Below are 23,571 nucleotides of genomic sequence, written 5' to 3' on the forward strand. Positions count from 1 at the left end.
GCCCTGCGGCGTCGCGGTGTAGTCCATCCGGTACTGACTCTTGCGATCGTCTGCCGATCCGAATCACGATCCCGCCCAAACCTTTTTTGTTTTGTTACGGATGGTAACACCAATTGATCATTTTCCATTAATTTTAAACCGGGCAGACCAGAAAGCCGCCGCGGCCGTTGCCCTGAGGCAACAGATTGAAGATCGAATTGACATCAAAACCGTGGATGATGGCCAGAAAATTTCGATGAATTTCGGTCATTTAGGCACCACGGCCGTGGCTGCGGCCGATCTTCCCTTGGGGAAGCTTCGTACACGGCTTTGTGACTCAAAAGTCGTGTGGGGCGGGGGATTTTCTTACTGGGCCTGGCCAGAATTCCCGAAATACGCCGCCCTCAATGTCTGATTCCTTGCCGCAGCGACGTCGCCAACTCGCCTGTCCCGTCATCAACCAAGGGGTTGATCCGCACCAGCGCGCCAACGGTGGCTGGTTCTCTCATCAGCAAGGCCAAAATGGCGGCGAAGTGGCGTCTGCTGGCCTCAGTCGGCCTTTTCCAATTCACCACGCGCCTTGGCCGCCGCGACCTGACGGATCGCATCAGCCAACGTGTCCGCGTCCTGCGCGCCCATCACGGCATATTTACCCTCGAGCAGGAAGCATGGCACGCCTGTGATACCCATGCGCGAAGCGGTGGTGATTTCCGTGCGAACCGCTTCGACATCGGCGTCGCTCGGCAAGAGCGTTTCAACAACCGAGGCGTCCATGCCGGCCTCGCGGGCAGCTTCGACCAGCACCGTATGGTCGCCGATGTTGACGCCTTCCTCGAAATTCAGCTGGAACAGGCGGCGCACCAGCCGGTTCTGAACGTCCTCGCCGGCGGCACCGGCCCAGCGGATCAACCGATGCGCGTCGAGCGTGTTTGGGGCCACCTTTATGGCGTCGAAGGCAAAGGAAATGCCCTCGGCCTCGCCAAGCGGCTCGATGCGGGCATGAATTTCGCGAATGCGCTCGTCGCTGCCAAACTTGGCCAGCATGTAGTCGTGGCGGTCCTTGCCTTGCGGAGGAATGGTCGGATCGAGCTGGAACGGCCGCCAGCGTATATGCACTTCGACATCTCCGGCCGCGGCGACCGCCTTGTCCAGCCGCTTCTGGCCGATGAAGCACCACGGGCAGACGACGTCCGACACCACATCGACGGTAATGGCGTTCGCTTCGCTCATCTCTATCTCCGGGTTTTCAATTCGGTTTGCGCCACCAGGTCGGCAACTGGTAACCGAATATGGGCGTCTTTCGCGGATGTTCCAGATAATTCCAGTAAGCAAGCCATTGCTGCGTGTTGTATTGCATCGGCACCATGTAATTGCCGGAGATCAGCAGCCGGTCGAGAACGCGAACCGCCGCGACATAATCCTCCTTCGAACGGGCTCGCAGCATTGCGTCGATGGCCGCATCGATCGCCGGATCGGCGACGCCGGCGAGATTGAACGATCCTTCCGTCCTGGCCGCGGCGGACGACCAGCGCCCGATCTGTTCGATGCCAGGGGACAACGAATTGTTGAAGCCGCTGGAGCCGATCAGGGCTTCGAAATCGAAACGCTGCTTGCGCGACTGGATCTGGTCGCCATCGAGGCTGCGGATGCTGACGTTGATGCCGATCTTCTCCAATGTGCGCTGGTAGATGCCGGCCAGACGCTCTTCGTCCTGCGAGGCGGTCAGGATCTCGAAACCAAAAGGTTTGCCATCGGGATCGATCATCGTGCCATTGTTCACGTGGTAGCCGATGCTTTTCAGAAGGTCGAAAGCGGTCTTCAGCACCTTGCGGTCCTGGCCCGAACCGTCTGTCACCGGCGGTTTCCAGGTGCCGTCCATGACGTCGGCCGGCACGCGGCCGGGGTAGGGCGCCAGAAGCGCCTTTTCCCTGTCGTCAGCCGGATGGCCGAGCGCGGAAAGCTCGGAATTCTGCCAATAGCTCATCGTGCGGGTATACTTGCCGCCGAACAGATTTTTGTTGGCCCACTCGAAATCATAAAGCATGCCGAGCGCGCGCCGAACCACCGGGTTGGAAAACTTCGGCAACCTCGTGTTGAACAGAAAACCGGTCACGACGGGCGGAATGCCGGTGTCGAAGGTTTCAGAAACCACGTCACCCCTATGGAAGGCGGGAAAGTCGAGATCGCGCTCGCGTTTCACCGGATCGCCGTCGTCGTCGATGGCGCAAAGCCCCTTCTTGAAGGCCTCGAGCTTGGCGTTGGCGTTGAGAAAATACTCGATGGTGATCTGGTCGTAATTGTCGAAACCCCGTTTGGCGGGAATGTCCTTGCCCCAGTAGTCGGGGTTGCGCTTGAAGACGATGCGCTGGCCGGGCGTCACCTGCGCGATCCTGTAGGGACCGCTGCCGATCAACGGCTTCAGCGTCGTTCTGTCGAAGGTGTCGATGTCGAAAGCGTGCTTGGGGATGATCGGCGTCAGCGCGATGATCAGGGGAAACTCACGATCGGCCTTGTCGTTGAAGGTGAAGCGCACGCTATGGTCGCCGGTCTTTTCGAGCTTGGCGATCCTGGCCATGCGGTCGCTGTAGGGTGGGCGGCCTTTCTGCGTATAGGCATCGTAAGTGAACAGCACGTCTTCCGGCGTCACCGGCTGACCATCCGACCATTTGGCATTCGCGTTGAGATGGAACTCGATGCTCTTGCGCTCGGGATCCATGTCGGCGGTGTCGGCCAAAAGCCCATAGAGGGTAAAAGCCTCGTCGGCACTGCGCTGCATCAGCGGCTCGAAGACCAGATTGCCGAAGATCGTGTCCATCATGCCGCGCGCCGTCGTGCGCAGGCTTTTCAGGATGAAAGGGTTTAGGTTGTCGAAGCTGCCGACGACGCAATAAGTGATGCTGCCACCCTTCGGAGCGTCGGGATTGACGTAGCTGAAATGGGTGTAGTCCGGCGGCAGGGCCGGTTCGCCCTGCATCGCAATAGCGTATTTCGGCTCCGACAGCGCCGGTGGCGACGACAGGGTGAAAAACGATAGTGCGGTGACCAGCCAAACAAGAACGCGGCCCATGACCGTCTCCTTAACAGGTCGGCTTGATGATTCGGTCCGCACCCTAGCATGGGGCAACTGCGTGGCGGCCAATGGCGTCGTCAAGAATTACAAGTGGGCGGGCTGGATTCGACGCCGCTTGCAGTGTAACACGCCGTCCGAAGTCATTCTGTTGCCTCATTTTGGCAACAGGTAGCTGGACCACACGGCACGAAGAAGCCGGTCCCGGGATCATTGAGAGGAAGTACACGACATGACGAGCCTGAACAGCAACGCGTACCGCCTGTCGGTCATGGCCGCAGGCGTGGTTGGCTTTCTCGGCGCAGGACTTCCCTCTGCTTCCGCGCAGCAGCAGCCGCAGATTCCGCAGGGCTGGTTCAAGGCCTGCACCAAGCAGGAAGATGTCGACATCTGCAATGTCCAGAACATCGTCACCGCTGGCAATGGCCAGCTTGTTACCGGCGTCAGCCTGATCGAGCTCAAGGGCAAGGTGAACCGCAAGGTGTTCCAGGTGACGGTCCCGACCGGTCGCCTCGTGCCTCCCGGCATCGGCCTGCAGATCGACGCCGGCAAGGCGCAGAAGCTCGACTATGTCATCTGCTTCCCGGATCGTTGCGTGGCCGAAGTGCCGCTGACCGACCAGCTCGTCGCCTCGTTCAAGAAGGGTCAGGGGATCACGCTGACCTCGATCAATTTCCAGAACCAGGCCAACCCGATCAAGATCGCGCTGCAGGGCTTCAGCGGCGCCTATGACGGCCCCCCGCTGCAGCAGTCGGACATCGAGGACCGGCAGAAGAAGCTCCAGGACTTCGTCGCCAAGAACAACCAGGACTTCGCCAAGAAGCTCAAGGACGAGCAGGACAAGGCGAAGACCGCGAACTGATCCACCATCGGGTCATTATCGAGTCAAAAAAAGCGGGGTCATGCCCCGCTTTTTCATTTCTGTCCGTCTCAGTCTCAGTATGCCGGAAGTCAGTGCCTGGACTGCCGTTTCGGCGCGTAGCGCCCATCCGGCTTCTTGTCGAACATTTCCTTGATCTGCGGATGGCGGACGGGTTCTCCCGACTGATCCTCGAGCAGATTCTGCTCTGAGACATAGGCGATGTATTCGGTTTCTGAATTCTCGGCGAGCAGGTGGTAGAACGGCTGGTCCTTGCGCGGCCGCACGTCGGCGGGGATGGCTTCGTACCATTCGTCGGTGTTGGCGAATTGTGGATCGACGTCGAAAATGATGCCTCGGAACGGGAACAGCCGGTGGCGAACCACCTGTCCGATCGCGAATTTGGCCGTTTTCATCGTACTCACCACTGAATTCCTTGACTTTATTTGGCGCAGACTCCGCATCAATTCAATCCCGAGCGTCTGAGCGCCTTCAAAATACGCGGAATGCGCAACAAAGGTTTTTGATGAACGTCGCGATACCCGCGGCAAAGTCCTCAAAATCGCTACCGCTGCCGCGTCGGCTTCCGCAGGCCGCCCGCAAGCGCCGCAAAGCCGCTGCCGGGACGCAGCCCTTCGCGCATGAAAAAGGCGCGAAGCGGTGCAAAACCACCAAGCACGCCGAGACCGACGCCACGCGCCATCTGCGCCGGCAACATATCGGAAAGAAGCGACACGTTGAGCAGATTGACCGCGCTACTCCGCGCGAGGATGTCAGGCCGGCGTTTGAAATCGTAGGCTGCAAGGGCCTCGGCAGCGCCGGGATCTCCGCGATTTTCCGTTGCGATTCCAACTAGATCGTCGATATCCCTGATGCCTAGGTTGAGGCCTTGTGCACCGATCGGCGGGAACACGTGCGCGGCTTCACCGACAAGCGCCACCCGTCGCGCCGCGAAACGCAGAGGGGTCACCGTCGATAATGGATAAATCTGGCGGCCCAACTCCACGGTTACTCGGCCGAGCATCGACTGCATCTTTCGTTCGATCCGCAGCGAGAGCGTTGCGTCGTCCAAAGCGGCAAGCTCCTTGGCGGTCTCGGGCTTGACCACCCAGACAAGGCTGGAGCGATTGCCCGGCAGTGGAACCTGCGTGAACGGGCCAGTCTCGGTATGGAACTCCGTCGAGGTGAAGCCATGTTCGCGACTGTGGCCAAAATTGAGGACGAGCGCCGCCTGAGGGTAGGCGCGCGCCGCCGTCGAGATGCCCGCGGCCTCGCGGGCCGGCGACAGGCGACCGTCGGCAGCGACCGCAAGCGATGCATCGATCTCGCTGCCGTCAGCCAGCGCGGCGTGAGCTTTGTCGCCGCCGAGATGCCAGGCCTTCACCATCGATCTGCGCCACTCGATCCCGGAATGCGCCGCCACCTTGTCGGCAAGCGCGGGTCCAAGGACGCTGTTGGGCAGATTCAGGCCGAACTGTTCCTCGTCGATCTCGCTGGCGCGGAAAGTGACGACGGGACTGCGGATCAGCCGGCCGGTCGCATCGACAATGCGCATCACCTTCAAGGGTGCGGCCTTGGGCTCGATGTCCTGGAGCACGCCCAGCCGTTCGAGCACTTTCAGCGCGGGCGTCATGAGCGCCGTGGTACGGCCATCGGGAGCCGAAACCTCGGGCCCGGCAATCGTCACCGGAAAACCGGCATCGGCGAAGCCAAGGGCGGCGATCAATCCCGCCGGCCCCGTGCCTGCGATCAGTATCCGCGCTGTTTCCTGATGCTCCAAGATCGGTTTCCGGCTTGCTGTGCGAGGCGGCCATCAGACCTGCCAGTCAAGAGACGCATATAGGGCAGATCATGCGGCTTGATCAACGCGGCGATTCGGCCCATTCGAGTGGAATGACCGGCCAACAGGATGATTTCAGCCACCTCGATCGTGCCGGCCGCGCCACGGCAAACGTCGCGCGCAACCCGCGCTTGACGGTCAACGTCGTCGTCGGTGCAAGCATCGCACTGGCCTGGCTGCTGCTCGCCGCGATGGCGATTCGCAGCGCCGAAGCCCAGATCAGCGCGCCAGGCGATGCCTTGTTGCGTAATTTGCCGCAATTGCCGTTACCAGCCGTCCTCGAACGGTTCTTCGCGCTCTGCCTTTCACCAACGCCGCTCGACGCAAGCATCGGCCCGCATACCTTGGCGCTCATCCTCATGTGGTTTCTCATGGCGATCGCCGCGATGCTGCCATCCGCGGCACCAATGATCCGCATTTATTGCGAGATCGCCGATACGGCGCGGATCAAGGGGGAGCCAGTCGTCCATCCGCTGGTGCTGGTTGCCGGCTACCTCTGCGTCTGGCTTGCCGCCTCGATGCTGTTTGCGGCACTGACACTTGCCGTCCACGCATTCGCCGCCTCCGGCGGGATATTCGATCCGGTGCTTGGCGTTGCTGGTGGGCTCGCCTTGCTGGTTGCCGGCCTCTACCAGTTCAGCGGCCTCAAGGAGGCCTGCCTGACGAAATGCCGGAACCCGTTCTCGATCCTGTTTTCGAACTGGAGTGCCGAGACCGTCCGCGTGTTTCGGCTCGGCGCCGCGCAAGGCATCTGGTGCCTGGGATGTTGCTGGGCATTGATGCTGGTGATGTTCGCCGTGGGCGTGATGAATGTCTTCTGGATGGCGCTGATCGGTGTGTTCACCCTGATTGAAAAACAGACGACGGGCAGTCTTCCAACCCGGCTGGCTGGTGCGATACTGCTTGTCTGGGCAGCCGCGCTGCTAGTAGTCTCGCTATGACGGGGGGAAATTCGATGGCAGATCAAAGCTGGGCAATGAAAGGAGAGCTCGTTCTCTCCTGCAATTGCACGGTTTTTTGTCCTTGCGTGCTGTCGCTTGGCAGTCATCCTCCGACCGAGGGCTATTGCCAGACCTGGGCGGGTTTTCGTATCGACGCCGGGCATTTCGGCGAGGTCGACCTCTCCGGCCTCAATCTCGGGTTGATCATGGAAATCCCGGGTTACATGAGTCGCGGCAACTGGACCGCGGGCCTGTTCATCGACATCAGAGCCTCGGTCTACGCGGTCAAGGCATTGACCAAGATCTTCACCGGCAAGGCCGGCGGGACGACGTCGCTGCTCTCGATCCTCGTCGGCAAATTCCTGGGCGTCGAACAGGTGCCGATTACCTACGAGACGCGGGCCAAGACGCGTATTTTCCAGATACCGAAGATCATCGACGGGGCGGTCACGCCAATCGCGGGCAAGGACCGCGAGAAGGATACGGTGATCACGAATTCCGAATACTGGATCGCGCCGGAGATCATCGTGGCGAGGTCCGACAAGAGCAAGATGCGCGCCTTTGGCCGCAATTGGAATTTCGCCGGCCGCTCGGCCGAAATCTGCAAGCTGGATTGGCGGGGCCCGTGAGAAAGAACACAAAGGCCCGGAAAATCGCCGAGAAGATCACCGAGCGAATTCCGCGACCGAAGAAGAAGGTCACCTGGCCGCAGGCGCGCGCGTTTTCGGTGCATCTGCTGACCGCCTCCGGTTCGTTCCTGGCTTTCCTGTCGCTGGTAGCGGCGAGCGAGGAGCGCTGGACGGCCATGTTCTGGTGGCTCGGACTGGCGCTGTTCGTCGATGGTATCGATGGGCCGATCGCCCGAAAGCTGGAGGTCAAGGAAATCCTGCCGACCTGGTCCGGCGAACTCCTCGACAACATTATCGACTATGTGACCTACGTGCTGATCCCGGCCTTCGCGCTCTACCAACGGGGCTTTATGGGCGAAGGCCTCTCGTTCCTTTCGGCCGCCATCATCGTCGTGTCGAGCGCGATCTACTATGCCGACACCGGCATGAAGACGAAGGAGAACTTCTTCAAGGGATTCCCCGTGGTCTGGAACATGGTGGTGTTCACTCTATTCGTCATCGAACCCGGACAATGGGTTTCGTTCGCGGTGGTCGTGGTGGCAGGTATTCTGACTTTTGTCCCGATAAACTTCATCCATCCGGTGCGGGTGGAGCGGCTGCGGCCGATCAATCTCGGCATGACGCTGTTGTGGTGCGCCTTTGGCGCGCTAGCGCTCGCGCAGGCGGCGCTCGCCGCCTTCTACGACCAGATCGGCGTGCTGGGCGAGCAGGTCGGCACCTTCACCAAGATCGGCATTACCGTTACCGGGCTCTACCTTGCAACCATTGGTGGCCTCATGCAGTTCTTTCCAAACCTCGGCGCCAAAAAGGCCTGACCAGCCGCTTTTCAAGGAATCCCGTCCATGTCCAAAGCGATCCGCATCCATGCCAATGGCGGCCCGGAAGTCCTGACCTATGAAGACGCCGATCCCGGCCAGCCGGGATCGGGCCAGATCCTGATCAGGCATACCGCGATCGGTCTCAACTTCATCGATGTCTATCATCGCTCGGGTCTCTATCCGCCGCCCGGAGGGTTTCCGCTCATTCCGGGCAGCGAAGCCGCCGGCGTGGTGCTGGAAGTCGGCCAGGGCGTCGACTGGCTGAAGCCCGGCGACCGGATTGCCTATGCCGTGACGACGGGCGCTTATGCGCAAGAGCGCGTCATCGATGCCAGCAAGGTCGTCAAGGTGCCGGACGGCATCAGCGACGAACAGGCGGCCGCCATGATGCTGAAGGGCATGACCGCGGAATATCTGCTGCGCCGGACCTTCAAGGTGAAGGCAGGCGACACGATCCTGTTTCATGCAGCGGCCGGCGGCGTCGGGCTCATTCTGGGCCAGTGGGCGAAGCATCTCGGGGCGACGGTCATCGGCACCGCCAGCTCTGCCGACAAGATCGAACTGGCCAAGACACACGGTTTCGATCACGTCATTAACTACAAGGAGCAGGATTTCGTCGCCGGCGTCGCCGCGATCACCGGCGGCAGGAAATGCGACGTTGTCTATGATTCCGTGGGCAACGACACATTTCCGGCCTCGCTCGACTGCCTCAAGCCGCTCGGTATGTTCGTCAGCTTCGGGCAGTCTTCCGGACCCATCCCGCCGTTTTCGATGTCGCTGCTGGCGCAGAAGGGCTCGCTGTTCGCCACGAGGCCGACGCTGTTCGTCTACAATGCTAAACGCGAGGACCTCGACGCCTCCGCCGCCGCACTGTTCGAGGTTGTGCTCAGTGGTGCTGTCGAGATTAAGATCAATCAGCGCTATGCGCTGAAGGACGCGGGCAAGGCACATCAGGATCTTGAAGGACGCAGAACGACAGGCACGACCGTCCTGGTTCCCTGACGACAGCCTGGGTTTTCAACGTCCTGCCGCAGCGGCGGGCATGGTTTGCACGAAAAGCCGGCCAGCCGTATCCTTGTGCGAGAAGGGCTAATCTTTACCCTTGAGTTTCCGCTGAAATTCTTGAAGCTCTTTCAAGTTGCGTGCTGCTTTCGCACGAGAGCCGGCCGCGCATACGATGCTTGCGGGAACACAGAACATGTCCGGTAATCCGGATGGGAGGCACTGTGAGTGCAAATCATGACGGGGCGAACCTGCTTGAGGTTCGTGGCCTGACCAAGATATTCGGCACGTTGACAGCGTGCGACCATATCGACCTCAACATCGCCAAAGGTGAAATCCACGCTTTGCTCGGCGAGAACGGCGCCGGCAAGTCGACGCTGGTCAAGATGCTGTTCGGCTCGCTGGAGCCCAATTCGGGCGAGATTTTCTGGAACGGCCAAGCGGTGCGGATCACCAGCCCTGGCGCCGCCAAGAAGCTCGGCATCGGCATGGTGTTCCAGCATTTTTCGCTGTTCGAGGCACTGACGGCGGCCGAGAACATCGCGCTGTCGCTGGATGACGGCTCGCCGATCAGCAGCATCGCGGCCAAGGCGAGGGCGCTTTCCTACAGTTACGGCCTGCCGCTCGATCCGGAATCGCTGGTCGGCGACCTTTCGGTCGGTGAGCGCCAGCGCATCGAAATCATCCGCTGCCTGCTGCAGACGCCACAACTCATCATCCTGGACGAGCCGACATCGGTGCTGACGCCACAGGAGGCCGACAAGCTGTTCGAGACGCTGGAGCGGCTACGGGCGGAAGGCAAATCGATCCTCTACATTTCGCACCGGCTCGAAGAAGTCAAACGCATCTGCGACCGCGCCACGGTGCTGCGGCATGGCAAGGTGGTCGGTCACTGCAATCCGCGCGAGCAGACGGCTTCATCGCTCGCCCGCATGATGGTCGGCAGCGAGGTGCAGGCCGTGGTGCGGGCGCCGGTCGAGGGGATCGAAACCGCGCAGCCGCTGCTCGAAATCCGCGGCCTCAACCGCAAGCCGGCAACGCCGTTTTCCATTCCGCTCAAGAACATCAACCTCAATGTCCGCGCCGGCGAGGTGATCGGCATTGCCGGCGTCGCCGGCAACGGCCAGGGCGAGTTCTTCGAATCCGTCTCCGGCGAGGTTTTACAGCAGGATACCGCCTCGGTGCGCATACGTGGCAAGGACGCCGGCGGCCTCACCATTACCGGGCGGCGCCTGCTGGGGGCTGCCTTCGTGCCGGAGGAGCGTCTCGGCCATGGTGCCGCGCCGCGCATGAAACTCTCGGAAAACCTCCTGCTGTCGCGCCATGCCACGGACGGCAAGGCCTTTGTCGGCACCGGTGGCATGGTCAGGAGCGGCGCCGTCTACGCCGCCTCGCAACGCATCATCGAGGCGATGGATGTGCGCAAAAGCGCGCCAGATCCCGAAGCAGCGGCACTTTCGGGCGGCAATCTGCAGAAATTCATCGTCGGCCGCGAACTCGACCGCCGGCCAAGCGTCATGGTGGTGAACCAGCCGACATGGGGCGTCGACGCCGGTGCCGCCGCCCACATTCGCCAAGCCTTGATCGAGCTCTCTCGCAGCGGATCGGCCGTACTGGTGATCAGCCAGGATCTGGACGAGCTGTTCGAGATATCGGACGCGATCGCGGTCATGCACAATGGCGAATTGTCCAGGCCGATGCCGATCGCCGAAGCGACTTTCGAGAAGGTCGGCCTGTTGATGGGCGGCGCCGAACCCGGCCACGCCGAACACACGCTGGAGACGGCATGATGCGCCTCGAACTCGTCAAACGCCCGCAGCGCTCGGCGCTGTTTTCGATGCTGTCGCCGTTCATCGCCTTCGCGCTGACCATCATCGCCGGAGCCATTATGTTCGCGCTGCTCGGCGTCAACCCGCTCAACGCATTCAAGATCTATTTCATCGAGCCGATCAGCCAGGTCTGGCAATTGCATGAGCTGGCAATCAAGGCCGCGCCGCTGATCCTGATCGCTGTCGGCCTGTCGGTCTGCTACAAGGCCAACATCTGGAACATCGGCACCGAAGGCCAGTTCATCTTCGGCGCAATCTTCGGCTCCATCATTCCCGTGCTGTTTCCGCAATTCGAGGGCCCGCTGGTGCTGCCGCTGATGCTTCTGCTCGGCATGGTCGGCGGTGCGGCCTACGCGGCGATCCCGGCCTTGCTGAAGACCCGGTTCAATACCAACGAGATCCTGACCAGCCTGATGCTGGTCTATGTCGCGCAGTTGTTCCTCGACTGGCTGGTGCGCGGTCCCTGGCGCGATCCGCAGGGACACGGCTTTCCGCAGACGATCCAGTTCGGCGACTCGGCCGTGCTGCCGGAGCTGATGCCCGATGCCGGGCGAGCCAATTGGGGCTTCGTCTTCGCCCTGGTTGCGGCGGTGCTGATCTGGATCCTGATGGGCCGCATGCTCAAGGGTTTCGAGGTCCGCGTGCTGGGCTCCAGTCCGAGGGCAGGGCGGTTCGCCGGCTTCGGCCTGAACCGCATGGTGTTCTTCGCCTTCCTGCTGTCGGGCGCGCTGGCCGGCCTTGCCGGCATCTCCGAAGTCTCCGGTGCCATTGGGCAACTGCAGCCCGTGATTTCGCCCGGCTATGGCTTCACCGCCATCATCGTGGCCTTCCTTGGCCGCCTCAATCCGCTCGGCATCGTCGCCGCGGGCCTCGTTCTGGCGCTGACCTATCTCGGCGGCGAGGCGGTGCAAAGCGCGCTCGGCATTTCCGACAAGGTGGCGAGGGTGTTCCAGGGCATGCTGCTGTTCTTCGTGCTCGGTTGCGACACGCTCATTCATTACCGCATCCGATTGATCGGCCTGGCGCTGACCAAACAGGAAGCCCCCGCGAAGCTCGAGGTCGCGCCAAAGTTGAAGGAAGCCCGCTGATGGACATTGCCGTCAACATCCTCCTGACCATCGCAACGGCGGCGACGCCGCTTTTGATCGCGGCAATCGGCGAATTGGTGGTTGAGCGCTCCGGCGTGCTCAATCTCGGTGTCGAAGGCATGATGGTCATGGGCGCCGTCGGCGGCTTCGGAGCCGGTTATCTGACCGGATCGCCCTGGATCGGCCTGCTGGCGGCGATCGCCGTGGGAGCGCTTTTCTCCCTGCTGTTTGCCGTCATGACGCTGTCGCTGGCCACCAACCAGGTGGCGACCGGCCTGTCACTGACACTGCTTGGTCTCGGCCTCTCCGGCATGATGGGAACGCGCTTCGTCGGCCAGCCTGGCGTCAGGCTGCCCAACCTCGACATTCCCGGCCTCAGCTCGATTCCGGTCGTGGGCAGGCTGCTCTTTGGCCAGGATCCAGTGTTCTACATTTCGATCGCGCTGACGGCCGCGGTAATGTGGTTTCTGTTCAAGACGCGTACCGGGCTGACGCTGCGTTCGATCGGCGACAGCCACACATCGGCGCATGCGCTCGGCATCAAGGTCATCCGCTACCGCTACCTGGCGGTCATCTTCGGCGGCGCTTGCGCCGGTCTTGCCGGCGGGCATCTGTCGCTGGTCTATACGCCGCAGTGGGTCGAGAACATGTCCGCTGGCCGCGGCTGGATCGCGCTGGCACTGGTGGTGTTCGCATCCTGGCGGCCATGGCGGGTGCTGGCCGGCGCCTACATCTTCGGCGCGGTGTGGATCGGCCAGCTTCATGCACAGGCTTTTGGCATTCCGGTGCCCTCGCAGATGCTTTCTTCTCTGCCCTATCTGGCAACGGTCGTGGTTCTCGTTCTAATCTCGCGCAACAAGCGTCTGACGATGATGAACACGCCGGCCTCCCTGGGGCAGCCATTCGTTCCGGATCGTTGACAATAACAAAAAGACGGGAAGCTCCAAGGCTTAACACAGAGAGGTAACACAATGAAAAAACTGCTTATTGCCCTGATGACGACGACAGCGGCCTTGTCGCTGGCGGCGTCCGCAGAGGCCGCTGACAAGTTGAAGGCCTGCTGGGTCTATACCGGCCCGATCGGCGATTTCGGCTATTCCTACCAGCACGACCAGGGGCGCCTCGAGGTCGAGAAAGCGCTCGGCGACAAGGTCGAAACCGCCTATCTGGAGAACGTCTCCGAAGGCCCCGACGCCGACCGAGCCTTCGAGCGTCTGGCGCGCGAAGGCTGCAAGATCATCTTCGGCACCTCGTTCGGTTTCATGGACGCCGAAGTGAAGGTCGCCAAGAAGTTTCCCAAGGTGATGTTCGAGCACGCCACCGGATACAAGACCGGGGACAATCTCGGCATCTACAATGCGCGCTTCTATGAAGGCCGCTACGTGCTCGGCCAGATCGCCGCCAAGGAATCGAAGTCCGGCGTCGCCGGCTACATCGTCTCCTTCCCGATCCCGGAAGTGGTGATGGGCATCAACTCCTTCATGCTCGGCGCGCAATCGATCAATCCGAACTTCAAGGCCAAGATCGTCTGGGTGAACTCGTGGTTCGATCCGGGCAAGGAAGCCGACGCCGCCAAGGCTCTGTTCGACCAGGGCGCCGACATCATCGTCCAGCACACCGACTCGACCGCTGCCCTGCAGGTGGCCGAAGAGCGCAAGCTGCACGGCTTCGGCCAGTCGTCCGACATGATCAAGTTCGCGCCGAACGCGCAGCTGACCTCGCTGACCGACGAGTGGGGCCCTTATTACATCAGCCGCGTGCAGGCAGCCATCGACGGCTCCTGGAAGCCGGACAATGTCTGGCTCGGCATCAAGGACGGCGCGGTCAAGCTCGCGCCCTACACCAACATGCCCGACGACGTGAAGGCTATGGCCGAAGCGACCGAAAAGAAGATCGCCGGCGGCTGGAACCCCTTCACCGGACCGATCGCCAAGCAGGACGGCTCGGCATGGCTGAAGGACGGCGAGGTCGCCGACGACGGGACGCTGCTCGGCATGAATTTCTACGTCAAGGGCGTCGACGACAAGCTGCCGCAATAAGCGGTGGATCACATTTCGATATGGAGAGGGCGCCGCGAGGCGCCCTTTTCATTTGTCGGGAAAGCGAGGAAGGGTCAGACGGCCGAACCGTAGAGATCATAGGCGTCGGCGCGCTCGACCTTGACGGTGACAATATCGCCGGCGCGCAACGGCCGGCGCGACTGGATGTGGACCGAGCCGTCGATCTCAGGCGCGTCATATTTGGTGCGGCCCTTTGCCGAGTTCCCGTGCGCTTCGTCGATCAGCACCGGCAGCCGTTTGCCGACCTTCCTGGCAAGCTGCGTCGCCGAGATCTTCTGCTGGCGCTGCATGAAGCGATGCCAGCGCGCTTCCTTGATCTCCTGCGGAACCTGCTCGAGCCCAAGGTCGTTGGAACGGGCGCCTCTGACCGGCTCGTATTTGAAGCAGCCGGCGCGATCGATTTTCGCTTCATCCAGCCAATCGAGCAGCATCTCGAAATCGTCGTCCGTTTCGCCGGGGAAGCCGACGATGAAGGTCGAGCGGATCGCGAGATCCGGGCACACGTCGCGCCAGCCGCGAATGCGCTCAAGCGTCTTTTCGCCATGGGCGGGCCGGCGCATGTTCTTCAGCACCTGCGGCGAGGCATGCTGGAAGGGGATATCCAGATAGGGAAGGATTTTTCCCTCGGCCATCAGCGGGATGACGTCGGCGACATGCGGGTAGGGGTAGACATAATGCATGCGAACCCAGATGCCGAGCTTGCCCAGCTCCTCCGAGAGATCGAGGAATTTCGCCCGCACTTCGCGGTCGCCGAACATGGACGTCTGGTACTTAATGTCGATGCCGTAGGCGCTGGTGTCCTGCGAGATGACGAGGAGTTCCTTGACGCCGGCCTTGGCCAGTTTTTCGGCTTCCCGCAGCACATCGGCCGCCGGCCGCGAAACGAGATCTCCGCGAAGTGCCGGGATGATGCAGAAGGTGCAACGGTTGTTGCAGCCTTCCGAAATCTTCAAATAGGCATAGTGGCGCGGCGTCAGCTTGACGCCCTGCGGCGGCAGGAGGTCGATGTAGGGATCGTGCGAGGGAGGGGCAGCCTCATGGACGGCGGCCATCACGCTCTCATAGGCCTGCGGCCCCGTGATCGCCAGCACGTTGGGGTGCTTCTCGCGGATCACGTCCGGCTCGGCGCCCAGACAGCCGATGACGATGACCCTGCCGTTTTCAGAAAGCGCGGAGCCGATGGCGTTGAGCGACTCGTCGCGAGCGGAATCAAGGAAACCACAGGTATTGACGACAACGAGATCGGCGCCGTCATGCTTGCGGGCGATCTCGTAGCCCTCGGCCCGCAGACGCGTGATGATGCGCTCGGAATCCACGAGCGCCTTCGGGCATCCAAGGCTGACGAAACTGACGCGAGGGGCGGACATAGGCAAGTTTCCAATGGGGGCACGGGCCGAAACGGTTCCCCGGCCTCAAGTCGCTGTAAATGTCGGTCTGTGGCGCATGGCCGGAGCCAATACGCGCGGCGCAATAGCACGGGTTCAGCAATCAAGCAAACCTGTCGATGGGCTGGTCCACGCCATCAGGGTGGCTCAGTGGCCTCCCGATCCGAACCAGGGTGCCAAAAAAGCGAAATGATCGGGGAATTGCTGCACGGCCCCATCAAGCAGCATCTTGACCGCGACATAGAGGATGATGACCAGGCCGACATAGGCAATCCAGCGGTATTTGTGCAGCAGGCGCGCGACGAAGGACGCGGCAAAGCCCATCAACGCGATCGACAGCGCCAGTCCGACAATCAGCACCGTCGGATGGTTCATGGCCGCTCCCGCCACGGCAAGAACATTGTCGAGCGACATCGACACGTCGGCAATGACGATCTGCCAGGCGGCTTGCGAGAAGGTCTTGCTTGGCCCCTTGCCGCCGACGACGCCATCCTTGTCGAAGTCGCCGTTCGACAGCGCTTCGGTGGCGTCGCGCTCGTCGTCGTGGCTGACACGCAATTCGCGCCACATCTTCCAGCAAACCCACAGCAAAAGCAGGCCGCCACCGATAAGCAACATGGGACCAATTGTCAGCAGCCATTGCGTGATCAAGGCGAAGAAAATGCGAAGAACGGTGGCAGCCGCGATGCCGACAAGAATGGCTCGCTTGCGTTGGCTGACCGGCAGGCCGGCCGCCGCGAGGCCGATGACAATGGCATTGTCGCCCGCTAGGGCAAGATCGATAGCGATGACCTGAAGAAGAGCCGAAAAGCCCGCGGTGGTAAAAATTTCCATCGACCTGGAAGCCCTTCGTCGAGTGTTCGTCGTCGATCGTCCAAACGGGCCTAAAGGCATGGTCCGCTGGCGTCAAGTCGCGGCACCGGACAACGCTGGGAAACCATTTTCGTGGCGGTGGAACCACGCGAGATTCTCAACAGCCGCCGACTGCAGCCAGATGCCGGTGCGAGCCCGCGAGAACCTAATCGTACAGATTGTACTTCGCCCAGTCGGCTTCCGGGATCTCATCCCCGATCCGATAGCGGAGCTGGAGAACTTCCATATGGTCCGGCCCCGTCTGGCATTTGAATTTCAGCCGGTACCATTGTCCCTTGCTGCGGAACGCCGCACCGGGGCTCCGGATCGCGTCGGCGCTCATCTCTGGCGTCGCGAAGGCGTATGCGACGACGCGGTCGGCCTTGAACTTGCGGTCGTCATGAGAGATGCGGTCGAGGATTTCGGCGTCGCAACGCTGTTCGAGGCGAGTTTGCGGGTCGAGTTTCAGGAGGCCGGCGCGCAGGGCGCTGTCCATGGCGCTGGCCGGAAAAGCCAGGGCCAAGGACGCCACGGCCGCAATACATAGTGTCTTCATGGGCGGGACTAGCAGCATGTTTTGTCTGAAAAATCAACCAACAGGCCTGGCAGGTTCCCGTGTTCAGGCGGTCGGCGCGTTCAAAATCCCGTGTCGTGTTTCATCGTCGGACGACCGCGGCCAACGGATCAGCGAGGCGTGCGTAACGCCGTTCCCAAGACTTGGCCGGCGCCAACCTGTTGTCGGAGAAATACCTTTTTGTCCTGGTCGAGATTCCGCCAATCGCAGTCGCACAATGCAGCTTCCATGGCATAGAGCGCGAGGATCGTCACATGCCGGCCAAATCGAAACTTCAGGCGACGATAGGCTTCGACCGAGCCGAGATTGCGCAAATCGTCGTCGGAGACAATGTCGATTTCCGCCAACATCCGCGCCATCGCCGGGCCAAGGTTTCGCATGTCCAGGATGCGCACCATCACCATGCATCCCCTGGTTCGATCGGCAAATCCCGCTCAAACTGACCGACGGCATAGAGCACGCTCACGATCATCCTGGCGAACTGTGCGAGGCCTGCGGCCAACGGATCAGCGAGGCACGGCCCGCGTCGGTGAGATCGTAGACGCCGCGGTCGACGCGCGCGAACCAGCCGTAGACATTATGCAGCAGGATCTTTGGCGCAAGCGGCGTCAGCGCCTTCAGGTCGCGTGGGCGCTTGGGCCCGTCCACCAACGCTGCGGCGCAGGCGAGGGCGCTCTGCCGGTAGGCGGTCATGATCGGAGTGCGCGATCCTCCGCCGGCGACAGGATCGCCGCGGCGGCGCTGGTGCTCGTCGACAAGGCGAGAACGCCGTCGCGCATTCTTGCGCGGCGCCACGGCGATCGGACTGAGAAGCACTTCGACCCGATCATTGGCGGTCACGCCAATCAGGCCGAAGCCGAGCCGACGGCAAAGGTTGCGGAACCTGGCATCGCTTTCGCGCCCCTTGCCACGCGCCGACATGCGCGCCGCCAGCCACACTTCATCGCAAGCAGCCGCGCGGTCGACGCCCTGCAGAACCAGCTCGAGATTGAACTGCAGCTTCAACTCGCAGATGACGACGATCGGCGGCTCTCCCTCGCGCAGCGCGACGATATCGCAGCCGCCGATTTCGCCTTTCACGACGAAGTCGAGGTTTTCGAGGAAACGCTTCACCGGCGCATAAAGTGAGGTCTCGTTCATGCCGCAAGGCTTAGCCGATTCGACGTGAAAAGCCTCGCAGGCGAAATGATGTCTCGCGTGCATGGCCCGGAGTTGGGACTCCGGAAGCGGTGCGGGCGGGCTCAAGGATGAATTATTTTGAGGAAAGCCAACAGCACGTGGTTGAACTGGTCGGGACGCTGCAAGGGCGCGAAATGACTGACCTCGGGCAGCATGACCAATTCCGATCCCGGTATGCTGTGGGCCAGATAGATCGCGTGCTCGTCCTTGATAAACTCGTCGTGCTCGCTTTGGACGACCGCCACGGGCACGCCGATCTCTCCCAGTTCGGCGGCGCCATAATTGGGTTCGCTCTTCATCATCAGGCCGACAGCTTTGACAAACGCATCGAATTGACCTGGCGTGGCCGACAGCTCGGCATAGTCCTTTTTGTGCCGGCTGAAACACCGCTCGATGACCGGACTGGCCTCGAACTCCTTCGTGCCGCTGGGATCCATATTGCAGCCGAAGAAGAACACACCCGCGATGCGATCGGCGGCCTTCATGCCAAGGATCAGGGCAACGCAGGCGCCATCGCTCCAACCCACTGCGATAGCCTTGTTCAATTGCAGGCGATCCATCACCGCCAGGACATCCGAGGCCATCAGTTCGTATTTGTACGGCCGTTCGTCGCGGGTGCTGCGTCCATGGCCGCGGCTGTCGATGGTGACGGCCTGATAGCCGTTCTTGACCAATGACGGGACCTGAAATCCCCAATTGCCGCTATGGCCAAGGCCACCATGCAACAGGATCACGGGATAACCCGTCCCAAACGTCGCGTACCAGATCTTTGCGCCCTCGTGCTCCACCTGGCCTTCGTTCGCCGCGGCCGGCAAAGGAGCGGCGCCGTGCGCTTCGAATTTCGTGAGGTCGTCGTCGCGATAATCCATGCCGAAACCAGCCTCGTGGCAAATTGCGCAGGACCTACATTTATCGCCGGCGCCCGCCGACACCAACCCACGAAGGAATTTCTGCTGCCATCAGCCGACACGACAAGTGGGGTTGTGTTGCCGCCATGAACGCCGTTCGGCGCGAAGCAGCCACATCGGGCGGCAACAGCTGCGGTCAATATTTGCCGTCAGCCTTTGCTCTCCGGCGCTGCCCGATTCGATCGTTTCCTGCGGCGCAGCAGTGGGTAGCCAATCTGTCCGAAGTAGCTGGAAGGGACCGGATCATCGACGCCGTACTTCTCAGGCACTTTGTTGCCTGTCGCATTATAGGTGCCGAACACCACGTCGAGGAGGGGCAACTGTCCGGCGAAGTTCTTGTCGTAGGCTTCGCGCTGGTTGGCATGGTGCCAGCGATGGAACTGCGGGCTGGCGATAAGCCACTTCAAGGGGCCGAACGGAATTCGCAAATTCGAATGAACGAGCAGAGTGTGCCAGAAGTAGATGACGGAAAAGACCCCGATCGAAGCTTCGGAAAATCCGAGAAAAAAGATCGGAGTCAGCGAAATTGCCTTCGTGATTATGGAGTCGACGGGGTGAGAGTGGAATGCACCGAGCCAGTCCAGTTCCTCGATGCCGTGATGGACCGCATGGAACTTCCAAAGCGCGGGGATTTCGTGAAACGCACGGTGTGCCCAGTAGACACCTGTATCGGTAATCACGATGATTTCGGCGACCTGCAGCCAGATTGGCTGGCCGCCGATCGCGTGCGTTACCGATTGCGGGACCAGCATTGCAGCGGCTTCGAGCGTGTTCGCCGCGATCAGGACTACTACTGCCTTTACGACGAGGCCGTTGAACAGCACATAGATCAGGTCGACACCCAAGCCGTTGCGCAGGATCTTCTGCGGTCGCTCTGCAAACAGATGCTCGAACGGAATGAAGATCAGCGCGCAGATCAACAGCCCCTTGATGCCAAAGATATCCATTCGACCGCTATCGCCTTGCCTTTGGCCAGCGCCACCCGCGCTTCAGTTTCGAACAGAACCACATTTCTCCTTTCGAAAGGCTTGATGCCGGCGGCCTGTGTCACGCTCACGGCTTCCCACGCAATCGCCGGGTGTCACATCCGTGTCGCAAGCTGGCGCTACTTGGTCGGCGCGCGCTTGTCGAACGCAGCGCAACGCGCGTCCTCCCAGGACTAACCCCTCCGGTCCCTGCCGGCGGGGTTTTTCATTTCCAGAACCATATTGTCGGTCGCGAGTTGTCCTTGCTATTGTGACATTGCGGTCAGCACAGGGACGCCCATCATGGACGCAAGCGAAATGAGTGCGATCGGCGACACTCTCATGAGGATCGTCACGCCCGACATGTCTCCCAAGCAGCTTGTCAAAGCTGCCCGGAAAGCGCACCCCAAGGCCTCCAAGAAGGACATTGCGAGAGCAGCCTTCTTTTCGATCATCGCGAACGCGGACCAGGACATCGGCAAGGCCAGGAACCTGCAGGCATTTGCCATCGCGGAGCGCACACAGCAATCGGAATGAGCAAGTCGGCGCCTTGGCGTTGGACTTACTATCGCTGCGCGATCACGCTTCATCGACGGGGATAGGCCGCCCGGCAGACCGACATGACGGTATCGCGCAGCCAACGATGGGCCGGGTCGGCGTCCATGCGAGGATGCCACATCGCCGATATCTTGAACTCCGGAATGAGAAGCGGGAGCTCGAAGCTCTCGAGACCCGCCGTGACGGCATGGTCGCTTGCGCCGGCATTGCCGAAACACGAGCGCGGCACGGTCGCGACCAGATCCGATTGGCGCACGATCCGCATTGCATCGGGGTAGCCCGGCACGACAACCACGACGGTGCGTCCGAGGCCAAGCTTCACCAAGGCTCCATCGATCGGCTCGACGACATTTCCTTCCCGTGATGCCACCACATGCTTGCAGGCGGCGTAGCGTTCGGGCGTCACACAGGCGCCCGTCAGAAGCGGGTGTCCGGCCCGGGCCACGCCGACATATTTGTCGTGGAACAGGAACTGGGTGCGTACCTCGGGCGCGGACGTTCCAAGCAAACCGATCTCCAGATCGATGAGACCTTCCCGAAGCGGACGCGCGTCCTTGTCGGGCTTGGGTGCGAAGCGCAGGCGAACACGGGGCGCCGCACGGGTGACCGCAATCACGACCGGGCCGGAAAGGAATTCCAGGAATGCTTCGCTGGCGCGAATGGTGAATGTCAATTCGAGCGTGGCCAAGTCCAGGCGCATGTTTTGCGGCCGAAGAACAGCTCGCACATCCCGGCTGAGCTCATGGACGCGATCGCGCAATTCCGTGGCGTGGGGCGTGGGCACAAGCCCGCGTCCGGCCCGGACGAGCAGCGGGTCGCCGGTGGCAGCGCGAAGTCGCGTGAGCGTCCGGCTCATCGCCGAGGTGCTCAAGCCGAGCCGGCGGGCCGCCCCCGTCACGCTGCCTTCGGCAAGCAAGACGTCCAGCGCCACGAGAAGGTTCATGTCCACATTGTCCATGGCACAGCCTTATCGCAGCTGTTCTGGCAGACATAGCGCCGGATGCAACCATAGTTTGAATTTGGCGCGTCTGGCGCGGGGCTTCCGCTTGCCCATATCTGCGGTCACCCAGCAAACGAAAGAGATTGCCCAATGTCCGCAGACTTTCTGAACACCCCATCAGGTACAGCCCTTCTTATCGGCGCATCGCGCGGCCTCGGCCATGCAATGGCCGCCGAGTTCCTCAGGAAAGGCTGGCACGTCGTTGGCACGATCCGGGCAAGCGGCGGCCGGACCAAGCTGCACGATCTCGCGGATGAGTTCGACCGCCGGCTCGAAATCGAGACGGTCGACATCTGCGAGCCCGATCAGGTCGCGGCCTTGCGCGACCGGCTGTCGGGCAGGGCATTCGACATAGTGTTCGTCAATGCCGGCGTGACAAACAACCCGGCTGAAACGATCGCTGATGTGGCGACCGACGAGTTCGTTCGCGTGATGGTCACAAATGCACTCAGCCCGATGCGTGTCCTCGAGAGCCTGGAGCCATTTGTCCCGGCGACCGGTCTGATCGGCGTGATGTCGTCCGGGCAGGGCAGCATTTCCAACAACGAAACAGGTCAACGTGAGGTCTACCGCGGCAGCAAGGCGGCGCTGAACATGTTCATGCGAAGCTTCGCGGCCCGTCATGCCGCAAAATCGCGTGCCATGGTGCTGATGGCGCCCGGATGGGTCCGTACTGAGTTGGGCGGACCAGATGGACGGCTGAGCATCGAGGAAAGCGTGCCCAGCCTTGTGAACGTCCTGCTTGCCAGGCGGGGAACCCCGGGGTTGACCTATGTCGACTATCTCGGCCGCACCGTCCCCTGGTGATATAGGCCCGCCAAGCGGAACGTCGCAAACGTCACCGGCACCGCACGATGGTTCTGGAGAAAGAGGGACAAAGGTTCGGGCGTCGGCGCTCAATCCTTAAGCGTCGGTCCTGTGCGGAAAGTGCAGGCGTCTGAAAGCCTACATGTTGCTGGCGGCGTGATGCTGCGGCGGAGCCGGTCTGTTCTTGGCGGGCCGGGGTTTGATGTGAACCGGCCGATCGGCGAGTGTTTTCACTATCGGCGGCATCACGCGCTGCTTGGCAGCTACGCGCTCGCGTTTCACCATCTTGGCGACAAAGCTCCGCACTTCAAACATAAAGGGCTCCTCCCAGATGCCCTCCCGCGAGTCCATCGTACGCCTGCTGAAGGCCAACCGCATCTAGATTCGGCATGGTTAAGCCGCCTCCCTGCCTTTGCTGCCGCTCCTCGCCCTCACCGCAGCGCTGGCCGTCGTCGGCGCCCCGCTGCTGCACTGAAGGGAAACACGATCCCCACATCAAACCTGCATATTTGCAGGTTTAGCTCGGCTGCTCAGGTGCCCGGGCTTTCTTCGTCTGTGGCGGAAAAGTCACGCAACCCGGATAATGCGGTGCTTCAACTGCTGCGCGCTTATTATCCAACCAGGCGAGGCGTATCGTCATCGAGGGTAAAAGGGGGCCACCCTTGACCGCACGCGTTTCATTTCCTCCCATGAACTAGCGCCCGCTGCGCAAAACGTGGCGGGCGTTTTCTTGATTCAGGGGCGTCAAGGCCCGGCGGGGTTCGGCTTCCGGCCCTTTTTATTTTGCCAAATCTCAGCCAATAGGAACATATTCCGCGCGCGGCGATTTTCTCATTCCGAGGCCGCACCACGTCCAAAACCATTGCCGATGCGATTCGTTTTACGTCACTTGCGGCATCCCAAGTGCAAACATTCCGTCAAGTTCGACCTTGAGGCGCTAGGCGCCCGCCTGGGGGTTGAGCACGCCCATGCACGATGACTTGGTGAAGATGTTCCGGTGCGAGTGCAAGCAGGTGGGCAGGGACCGCGCCCAGTCGTGGCCGCATGGCGGACTGAACTCGATGTCGAGCAAGCTGTCAAAGTGGAGGCTGCCGAGGAGGCGCGCGCAAGCGAACGTATTGCGAGCACTCGCTGCGCTGACCGTAAAGGATTCGGCGGGTCCGACACTATCAAAAGTTGGCGACAATAACTTAGACGTACCTGCCCCCTGAGCCGCCGAACGCAACAGGGG

Annotated in this window: 25 protein-coding genes; 12 read left to right on the forward strand and 13 right to left on the reverse strand. The window is 61.4% G+C overall.

Annotated elements, in window-relative coordinates:
- Positions 1–40 precede the first annotated feature (40 nt).
- Positions 41–394, forward strand: a complete 354-nt coding sequence (locus O7B34_RS27500; protein WP_337148976.1) for a hypothetical protein — start codon at positions 41–43, stop codon at positions 392–394.
- Between the two features lie 134 nt (positions 395–528).
- On the opposite strand, the gene O7B34_RS27505 is transcribed toward O7B34_RS27500, so the two are convergent.
- A complete protein-coding gene (locus O7B34_RS27505; protein ID WP_337148977.1) occupies positions 529–1,209 on the reverse strand; it encodes a DsbA family oxidoreductase in 681 nt (226 codons plus the stop codon).
- 16 nt (positions 1,210–1,225) lie between these two features.
- Positions 1,226–3,046 carry an extracellular solute-binding protein gene (locus tag O7B34_RS27510; RefSeq protein ID WP_337140276.1) on the reverse strand — a complete coding sequence of 607 codons (1,821 nt, stop codon included), beginning with the start codon at positions 3,044–3,046 and terminating at the stop codon, positions 1,226–1,228.
- A 232-nt stretch (positions 3,047–3,278) separates the two neighbouring features.
- Here O7B34_RS27510 and O7B34_RS27515 point away from each other — a divergent pair, with 232 nt between their 5' ends.
- On the forward strand, positions 3,279–3,908 hold the full coding sequence (locus O7B34_RS27515; RefSeq protein WP_140812814.1) for an invasion associated locus B family protein: 630 nt from the start codon (positions 3,279–3,281) through the stop codon (positions 3,906–3,908).
- An 89-nt stretch (positions 3,909–3,997) separates the two neighbouring features.
- On the opposite strand, the gene hspQ is transcribed toward O7B34_RS27515, so the two are convergent.
- A complete protein-coding gene (gene hspQ, locus O7B34_RS27520) occupies positions 3,998–4,321 on the reverse strand; it encodes a heat shock protein HspQ (RefSeq protein ID WP_027142695.1) in 324 nt (107 codons plus the stop codon).
- Positions 4,322–4,470: 149 nt separating this feature from the next.
- The gene (locus O7B34_RS27525) at positions 4,471–5,685 is read right to left on the reverse strand and encodes a UbiH/UbiF family hydroxylase (RefSeq protein ID WP_337148978.1); all 1,215 of its coding nucleotides are present in this window, start codon (positions 5,683–5,685) and stop codon (positions 4,471–4,473) included.
- Between the two features lie 71 nt (positions 5,686–5,756).
- Between O7B34_RS27525 and O7B34_RS27530 the strand changes: the two genes are divergently transcribed.
- The 8 genes from O7B34_RS27530 (at position 5,757) to O7B34_RS27565 (ending at position 14,091) form a co-directional block, all read left to right on the forward strand.
- On the forward strand, positions 5,757–6,686 hold the full coding sequence (locus O7B34_RS27530) for a DUF2182 domain-containing protein (RefSeq protein ID WP_337148979.1): 930 nt from the start codon (positions 5,757–5,759) through the stop codon (positions 6,684–6,686).
- Positions 6,687–6,700: 14 nt separating this feature from the next.
- Positions 6,701–7,315: a DUF1326 domain-containing protein gene (locus O7B34_RS27535; RefSeq protein WP_337148981.1), complete on the forward strand. Its 615-nt coding sequence runs from the start codon at positions 6,701–6,703 to the stop codon at positions 7,313–7,315.
- A complete protein-coding gene (pcsA, locus tag O7B34_RS27540; RefSeq protein ID WP_027142699.1) occupies positions 7,312–8,130 on the forward strand; it encodes a phosphatidylcholine synthase in 819 nt (272 codons plus the stop codon). Before O7B34_RS27535 ends, pcsA begins: the two co-directional genes overlap by 4 nt.
- Positions 8,131–8,157: 27 nt before the next feature.
- A complete protein-coding gene (locus tag O7B34_RS27545) occupies positions 8,158–9,135 on the forward strand; it encodes a quinone oxidoreductase family protein (protein ID WP_337148982.1) in 978 nt (325 codons plus the stop codon).
- A 212-nt stretch (positions 9,136–9,347) separates the two neighbouring features.
- Positions 9,348–10,925 (forward strand): ABC transporter ATP-binding protein, encoded by a 1,578-nt coding sequence (locus O7B34_RS27550; protein ID WP_337148983.1) that lies wholly within the window; start codon positions 9,348–9,350, stop codon positions 10,923–10,925.
- Complete coding sequence (locus O7B34_RS27555) at positions 10,922–12,052, forward strand: ABC transporter permease (RefSeq protein WP_337148984.1); 1,131 nt, start codon at positions 10,922–10,924, stop codon at positions 12,050–12,052. Before O7B34_RS27550 ends, O7B34_RS27555 begins: the two co-directional genes overlap by 4 nt.
- Complete coding sequence (locus tag O7B34_RS27560) at positions 12,052–12,972, forward strand: ABC transporter permease (RefSeq protein WP_337148985.1); 921 nt, start codon at positions 12,052–12,054, stop codon at positions 12,970–12,972. The genes O7B34_RS27555 and O7B34_RS27560 overlap by 1 nt, the downstream gene beginning before the upstream one ends.
- 51 nt (positions 12,973–13,023) lie before the next feature.
- The gene (locus tag O7B34_RS27565; protein ID WP_027142704.1) at positions 13,024–14,091 is read left to right on the forward strand and encodes a BMP family ABC transporter substrate-binding protein; all 1,068 of its coding nucleotides are present in this window, start codon (positions 13,024–13,026) and stop codon (positions 14,089–14,091) included.
- Between the two features lie 74 nt (positions 14,092–14,165).
- On the opposite strand, the gene rimO is transcribed toward O7B34_RS27565, so the two are convergent.
- From rimO to O7B34_RS27600, 7 genes are all read right to left on the reverse strand, one after another.
- Positions 14,166–15,479 (reverse strand): 30S ribosomal protein S12 methylthiotransferase RimO, encoded by a 1,314-nt coding sequence (rimO, locus tag O7B34_RS27570; protein ID WP_337148986.1) that lies wholly within the window; start codon positions 15,477–15,479, stop codon positions 14,166–14,168.
- Between the two features lie 165 nt (positions 15,480–15,644).
- The gene (locus O7B34_RS27575) at positions 15,645–16,331 is read right to left on the reverse strand and encodes a TerC family protein (protein ID WP_140505329.1); all 687 of its coding nucleotides are present in this window, start codon (positions 16,329–16,331) and stop codon (positions 15,645–15,647) included.
- A 184-nt stretch (positions 16,332–16,515) separates the two neighbouring features.
- Positions 16,516–16,923 (reverse strand): DUF930 domain-containing protein, encoded by a 408-nt coding sequence (locus O7B34_RS27580; RefSeq protein WP_337148987.1) that lies wholly within the window; start codon positions 16,921–16,923, stop codon positions 16,516–16,518.
- Positions 16,924–17,033: 110 nt separating this feature from the next.
- Positions 17,034–17,321, reverse strand: coding sequence for a TfoX/Sxy family protein (locus O7B34_RS27585; protein WP_337148988.1), 288 nt, complete (start codon positions 17,319–17,321; stop codon positions 17,034–17,036).
- A 70-nt stretch (positions 17,322–17,391) separates the two neighbouring features.
- Positions 17,392–18,063: a DUF2161 domain-containing phosphodiesterase gene (locus tag O7B34_RS27590; protein ID WP_337148989.1), complete on the reverse strand. Its 672-nt coding sequence runs from the start codon at positions 18,061–18,063 to the stop codon at positions 17,392–17,394.
- A gap of 101 nt (positions 18,064–18,164) precedes the next feature.
- Positions 18,165–18,971 carry an alpha/beta fold hydrolase gene (locus tag O7B34_RS27595; protein ID WP_337148990.1) on the reverse strand — a complete coding sequence of 269 codons (807 nt, stop codon included), beginning with the start codon at positions 18,969–18,971 and terminating at the stop codon, positions 18,165–18,167.
- Between the two features lie 188 nt (positions 18,972–19,159).
- Positions 19,160–19,957, reverse strand: coding sequence for a sterol desaturase family protein (locus tag O7B34_RS27600; RefSeq protein ID WP_337140264.1), 798 nt, complete (start codon positions 19,955–19,957; stop codon positions 19,160–19,162).
- Positions 19,958–20,278: 321 nt separating this feature from the next.
- On the opposite strand from O7B34_RS27600, the gene O7B34_RS27605 reads away from it, so the two are divergent.
- The gene (locus tag O7B34_RS27605) at positions 20,279–20,512 is read left to right on the forward strand and encodes a hypothetical protein (RefSeq protein ID WP_337148992.1); all 234 of its coding nucleotides are present in this window, start codon (positions 20,279–20,281) and stop codon (positions 20,510–20,512) included.
- A 49-nt stretch (positions 20,513–20,561) separates the two neighbouring features.
- Here O7B34_RS27605 and O7B34_RS27610 read toward each other — a convergent pair whose 3' ends face one another.
- Positions 20,562–21,491, reverse strand: coding sequence for a LysR family transcriptional regulator (locus tag O7B34_RS27610; RefSeq protein WP_337148993.1), 930 nt, complete (start codon positions 21,489–21,491; stop codon positions 20,562–20,564).
- Between the two features lie 132 nt (positions 21,492–21,623).
- Between O7B34_RS27610 and O7B34_RS27615 the strand changes: the two genes are divergently transcribed.
- A complete protein-coding gene (locus O7B34_RS27615; protein WP_337148994.1) occupies positions 21,624–22,340 on the forward strand; it encodes an SDR family oxidoreductase in 717 nt (238 codons plus the stop codon).
- 138 nt (positions 22,341–22,478) lie between these two features.
- On the opposite strand, the gene O7B34_RS27620 is transcribed toward O7B34_RS27615, so the two are convergent.
- The gene (locus tag O7B34_RS27620) at positions 22,479–22,691 is read right to left on the reverse strand and encodes a hypothetical protein (protein ID WP_140711572.1); all 213 of its coding nucleotides are present in this window, start codon (positions 22,689–22,691) and stop codon (positions 22,479–22,481) included.
- Positions 22,692–23,571: the final 880 nt, after the last annotated feature.

Origin of the sequence: Mesorhizobium sp. Cs1299R1N3 (assembly GCF_037179625.1) — a bacterium.
Lineage (GTDB): Bacteria > Pseudomonadota > Alphaproteobacteria > Rhizobiales > Rhizobiaceae > Mesorhizobium > Mesorhizobium salmacidum.

Excerpts from the sequence above, each read along its gene's own strand:
- O7B34_RS27505 (WP_337148977.1), bottom strand. The coding sequence starts at position 1,209 with ATGAGCGAAGCGAACGCCATTACCGTCGATGTGGTGTCGGACGTCGTC.
- O7B34_RS27510 (WP_337140276.1), bottom strand. The coding sequence starts at position 3,046 with ATGGGCCGCGTTCTTGTTTGGCTGGTCACCGCACTATCGTTTTTCACC.
- O7B34_RS27515 (WP_140812814.1), top strand. The coding sequence starts at position 3,279 with ATGACGAGCCTGAACAGCAACGCGTACCGCCTGTCGGTCATGGCCGCA.
- hspQ (WP_027142695.1), bottom strand. The coding sequence starts at position 4,321 with ATGAAAACGGCCAAATTCGCGATCGGACAGGTGGTTCGCCACCGGCTG.
- O7B34_RS27530 (WP_337148979.1), top strand. The coding sequence starts at position 5,757 with ATGCGGCTTGATCAACGCGGCGATTCGGCCCATTCGAGTGGAATGACC.
- O7B34_RS27535 (WP_337148981.1), top strand. The coding sequence starts at position 6,701 with ATGGCAGATCAAAGCTGGGCAATGAAAGGAGAGCTCGTTCTCTCCTGC.
- O7B34_RS27545 (WP_337148982.1), top strand. The coding sequence starts at position 8,158 with ATGTCCAAAGCGATCCGCATCCATGCCAATGGCGGCCCGGAAGTCCTG.
- O7B34_RS27550 (WP_337148983.1), top strand. The coding sequence starts at position 9,348 with ATGGGAGGCACTGTGAGTGCAAATCATGACGGGGCGAACCTGCTTGAG.
- O7B34_RS27555 (WP_337148984.1), top strand. The coding sequence starts at position 10,922 with ATGATGCGCCTCGAACTCGTCAAACGCCCGCAGCGCTCGGCGCTGTTT.
- O7B34_RS27560 (WP_337148985.1), top strand. The coding sequence starts at position 12,052 with ATGGACATTGCCGTCAACATCCTCCTGACCATCGCAACGGCGGCGACG.
- O7B34_RS27565 (WP_027142704.1), top strand. The coding sequence starts at position 13,024 with ATGAAAAAACTGCTTATTGCCCTGATGACGACGACAGCGGCCTTGTCG.
- rimO (WP_337148986.1), bottom strand. The coding sequence starts at position 15,479 with ATGTCCGCCCCTCGCGTCAGTTTCGTCAGCCTTGGATGCCCGAAGGCG.
- O7B34_RS27575 (WP_140505329.1), bottom strand. The coding sequence starts at position 16,331 with ATGGAAATTTTTACCACCGCGGGCTTTTCGGCTCTTCTTCAGGTCATC.
- O7B34_RS27580 (WP_337148987.1), bottom strand. The coding sequence starts at position 16,923 with ATGCTGCTAGTCCCGCCCATGAAGACACTATGTATTGCGGCCGTGGCG.
- O7B34_RS27585 (WP_337148988.1), bottom strand. The coding sequence starts at position 17,321 with ATGGTGCGCATCCTGGACATGCGAAACCTTGGCCCGGCGATGGCGCGG.
- O7B34_RS27590 (WP_337148989.1), bottom strand. The coding sequence starts at position 18,063 with ATGAACGAGACCTCACTTTATGCGCCGGTGAAGCGTTTCCTCGAAAAC.
- O7B34_RS27595 (WP_337148990.1), bottom strand. The coding sequence starts at position 18,971 with ATGGATTATCGCGACGACGACCTCACGAAATTCGAAGCGCACGGCGCC.
- O7B34_RS27600 (WP_337140264.1), bottom strand. The coding sequence starts at position 19,957 with ATGGATATCTTTGGCATCAAGGGGCTGTTGATCTGCGCGCTGATCTTC.
- O7B34_RS27605 (WP_337148992.1), top strand. The coding sequence starts at position 20,279 with ATGGACGCAAGCGAAATGAGTGCGATCGGCGACACTCTCATGAGGATC.
- O7B34_RS27610 (WP_337148993.1), bottom strand. The coding sequence starts at position 21,491 with ATGGACAATGTGGACATGAACCTTCTCGTGGCGCTGGACGTCTTGCTT.
- O7B34_RS27615 (WP_337148994.1), top strand. The coding sequence starts at position 21,624 with ATGTCCGCAGACTTTCTGAACACCCCATCAGGTACAGCCCTTCTTATC.
- O7B34_RS27620 (WP_140711572.1), bottom strand. The coding sequence starts at position 22,691 with ATGGACTCGCGGGAGGGCATCTGGGAGGAGCCCTTTATGTTTGAAGTG.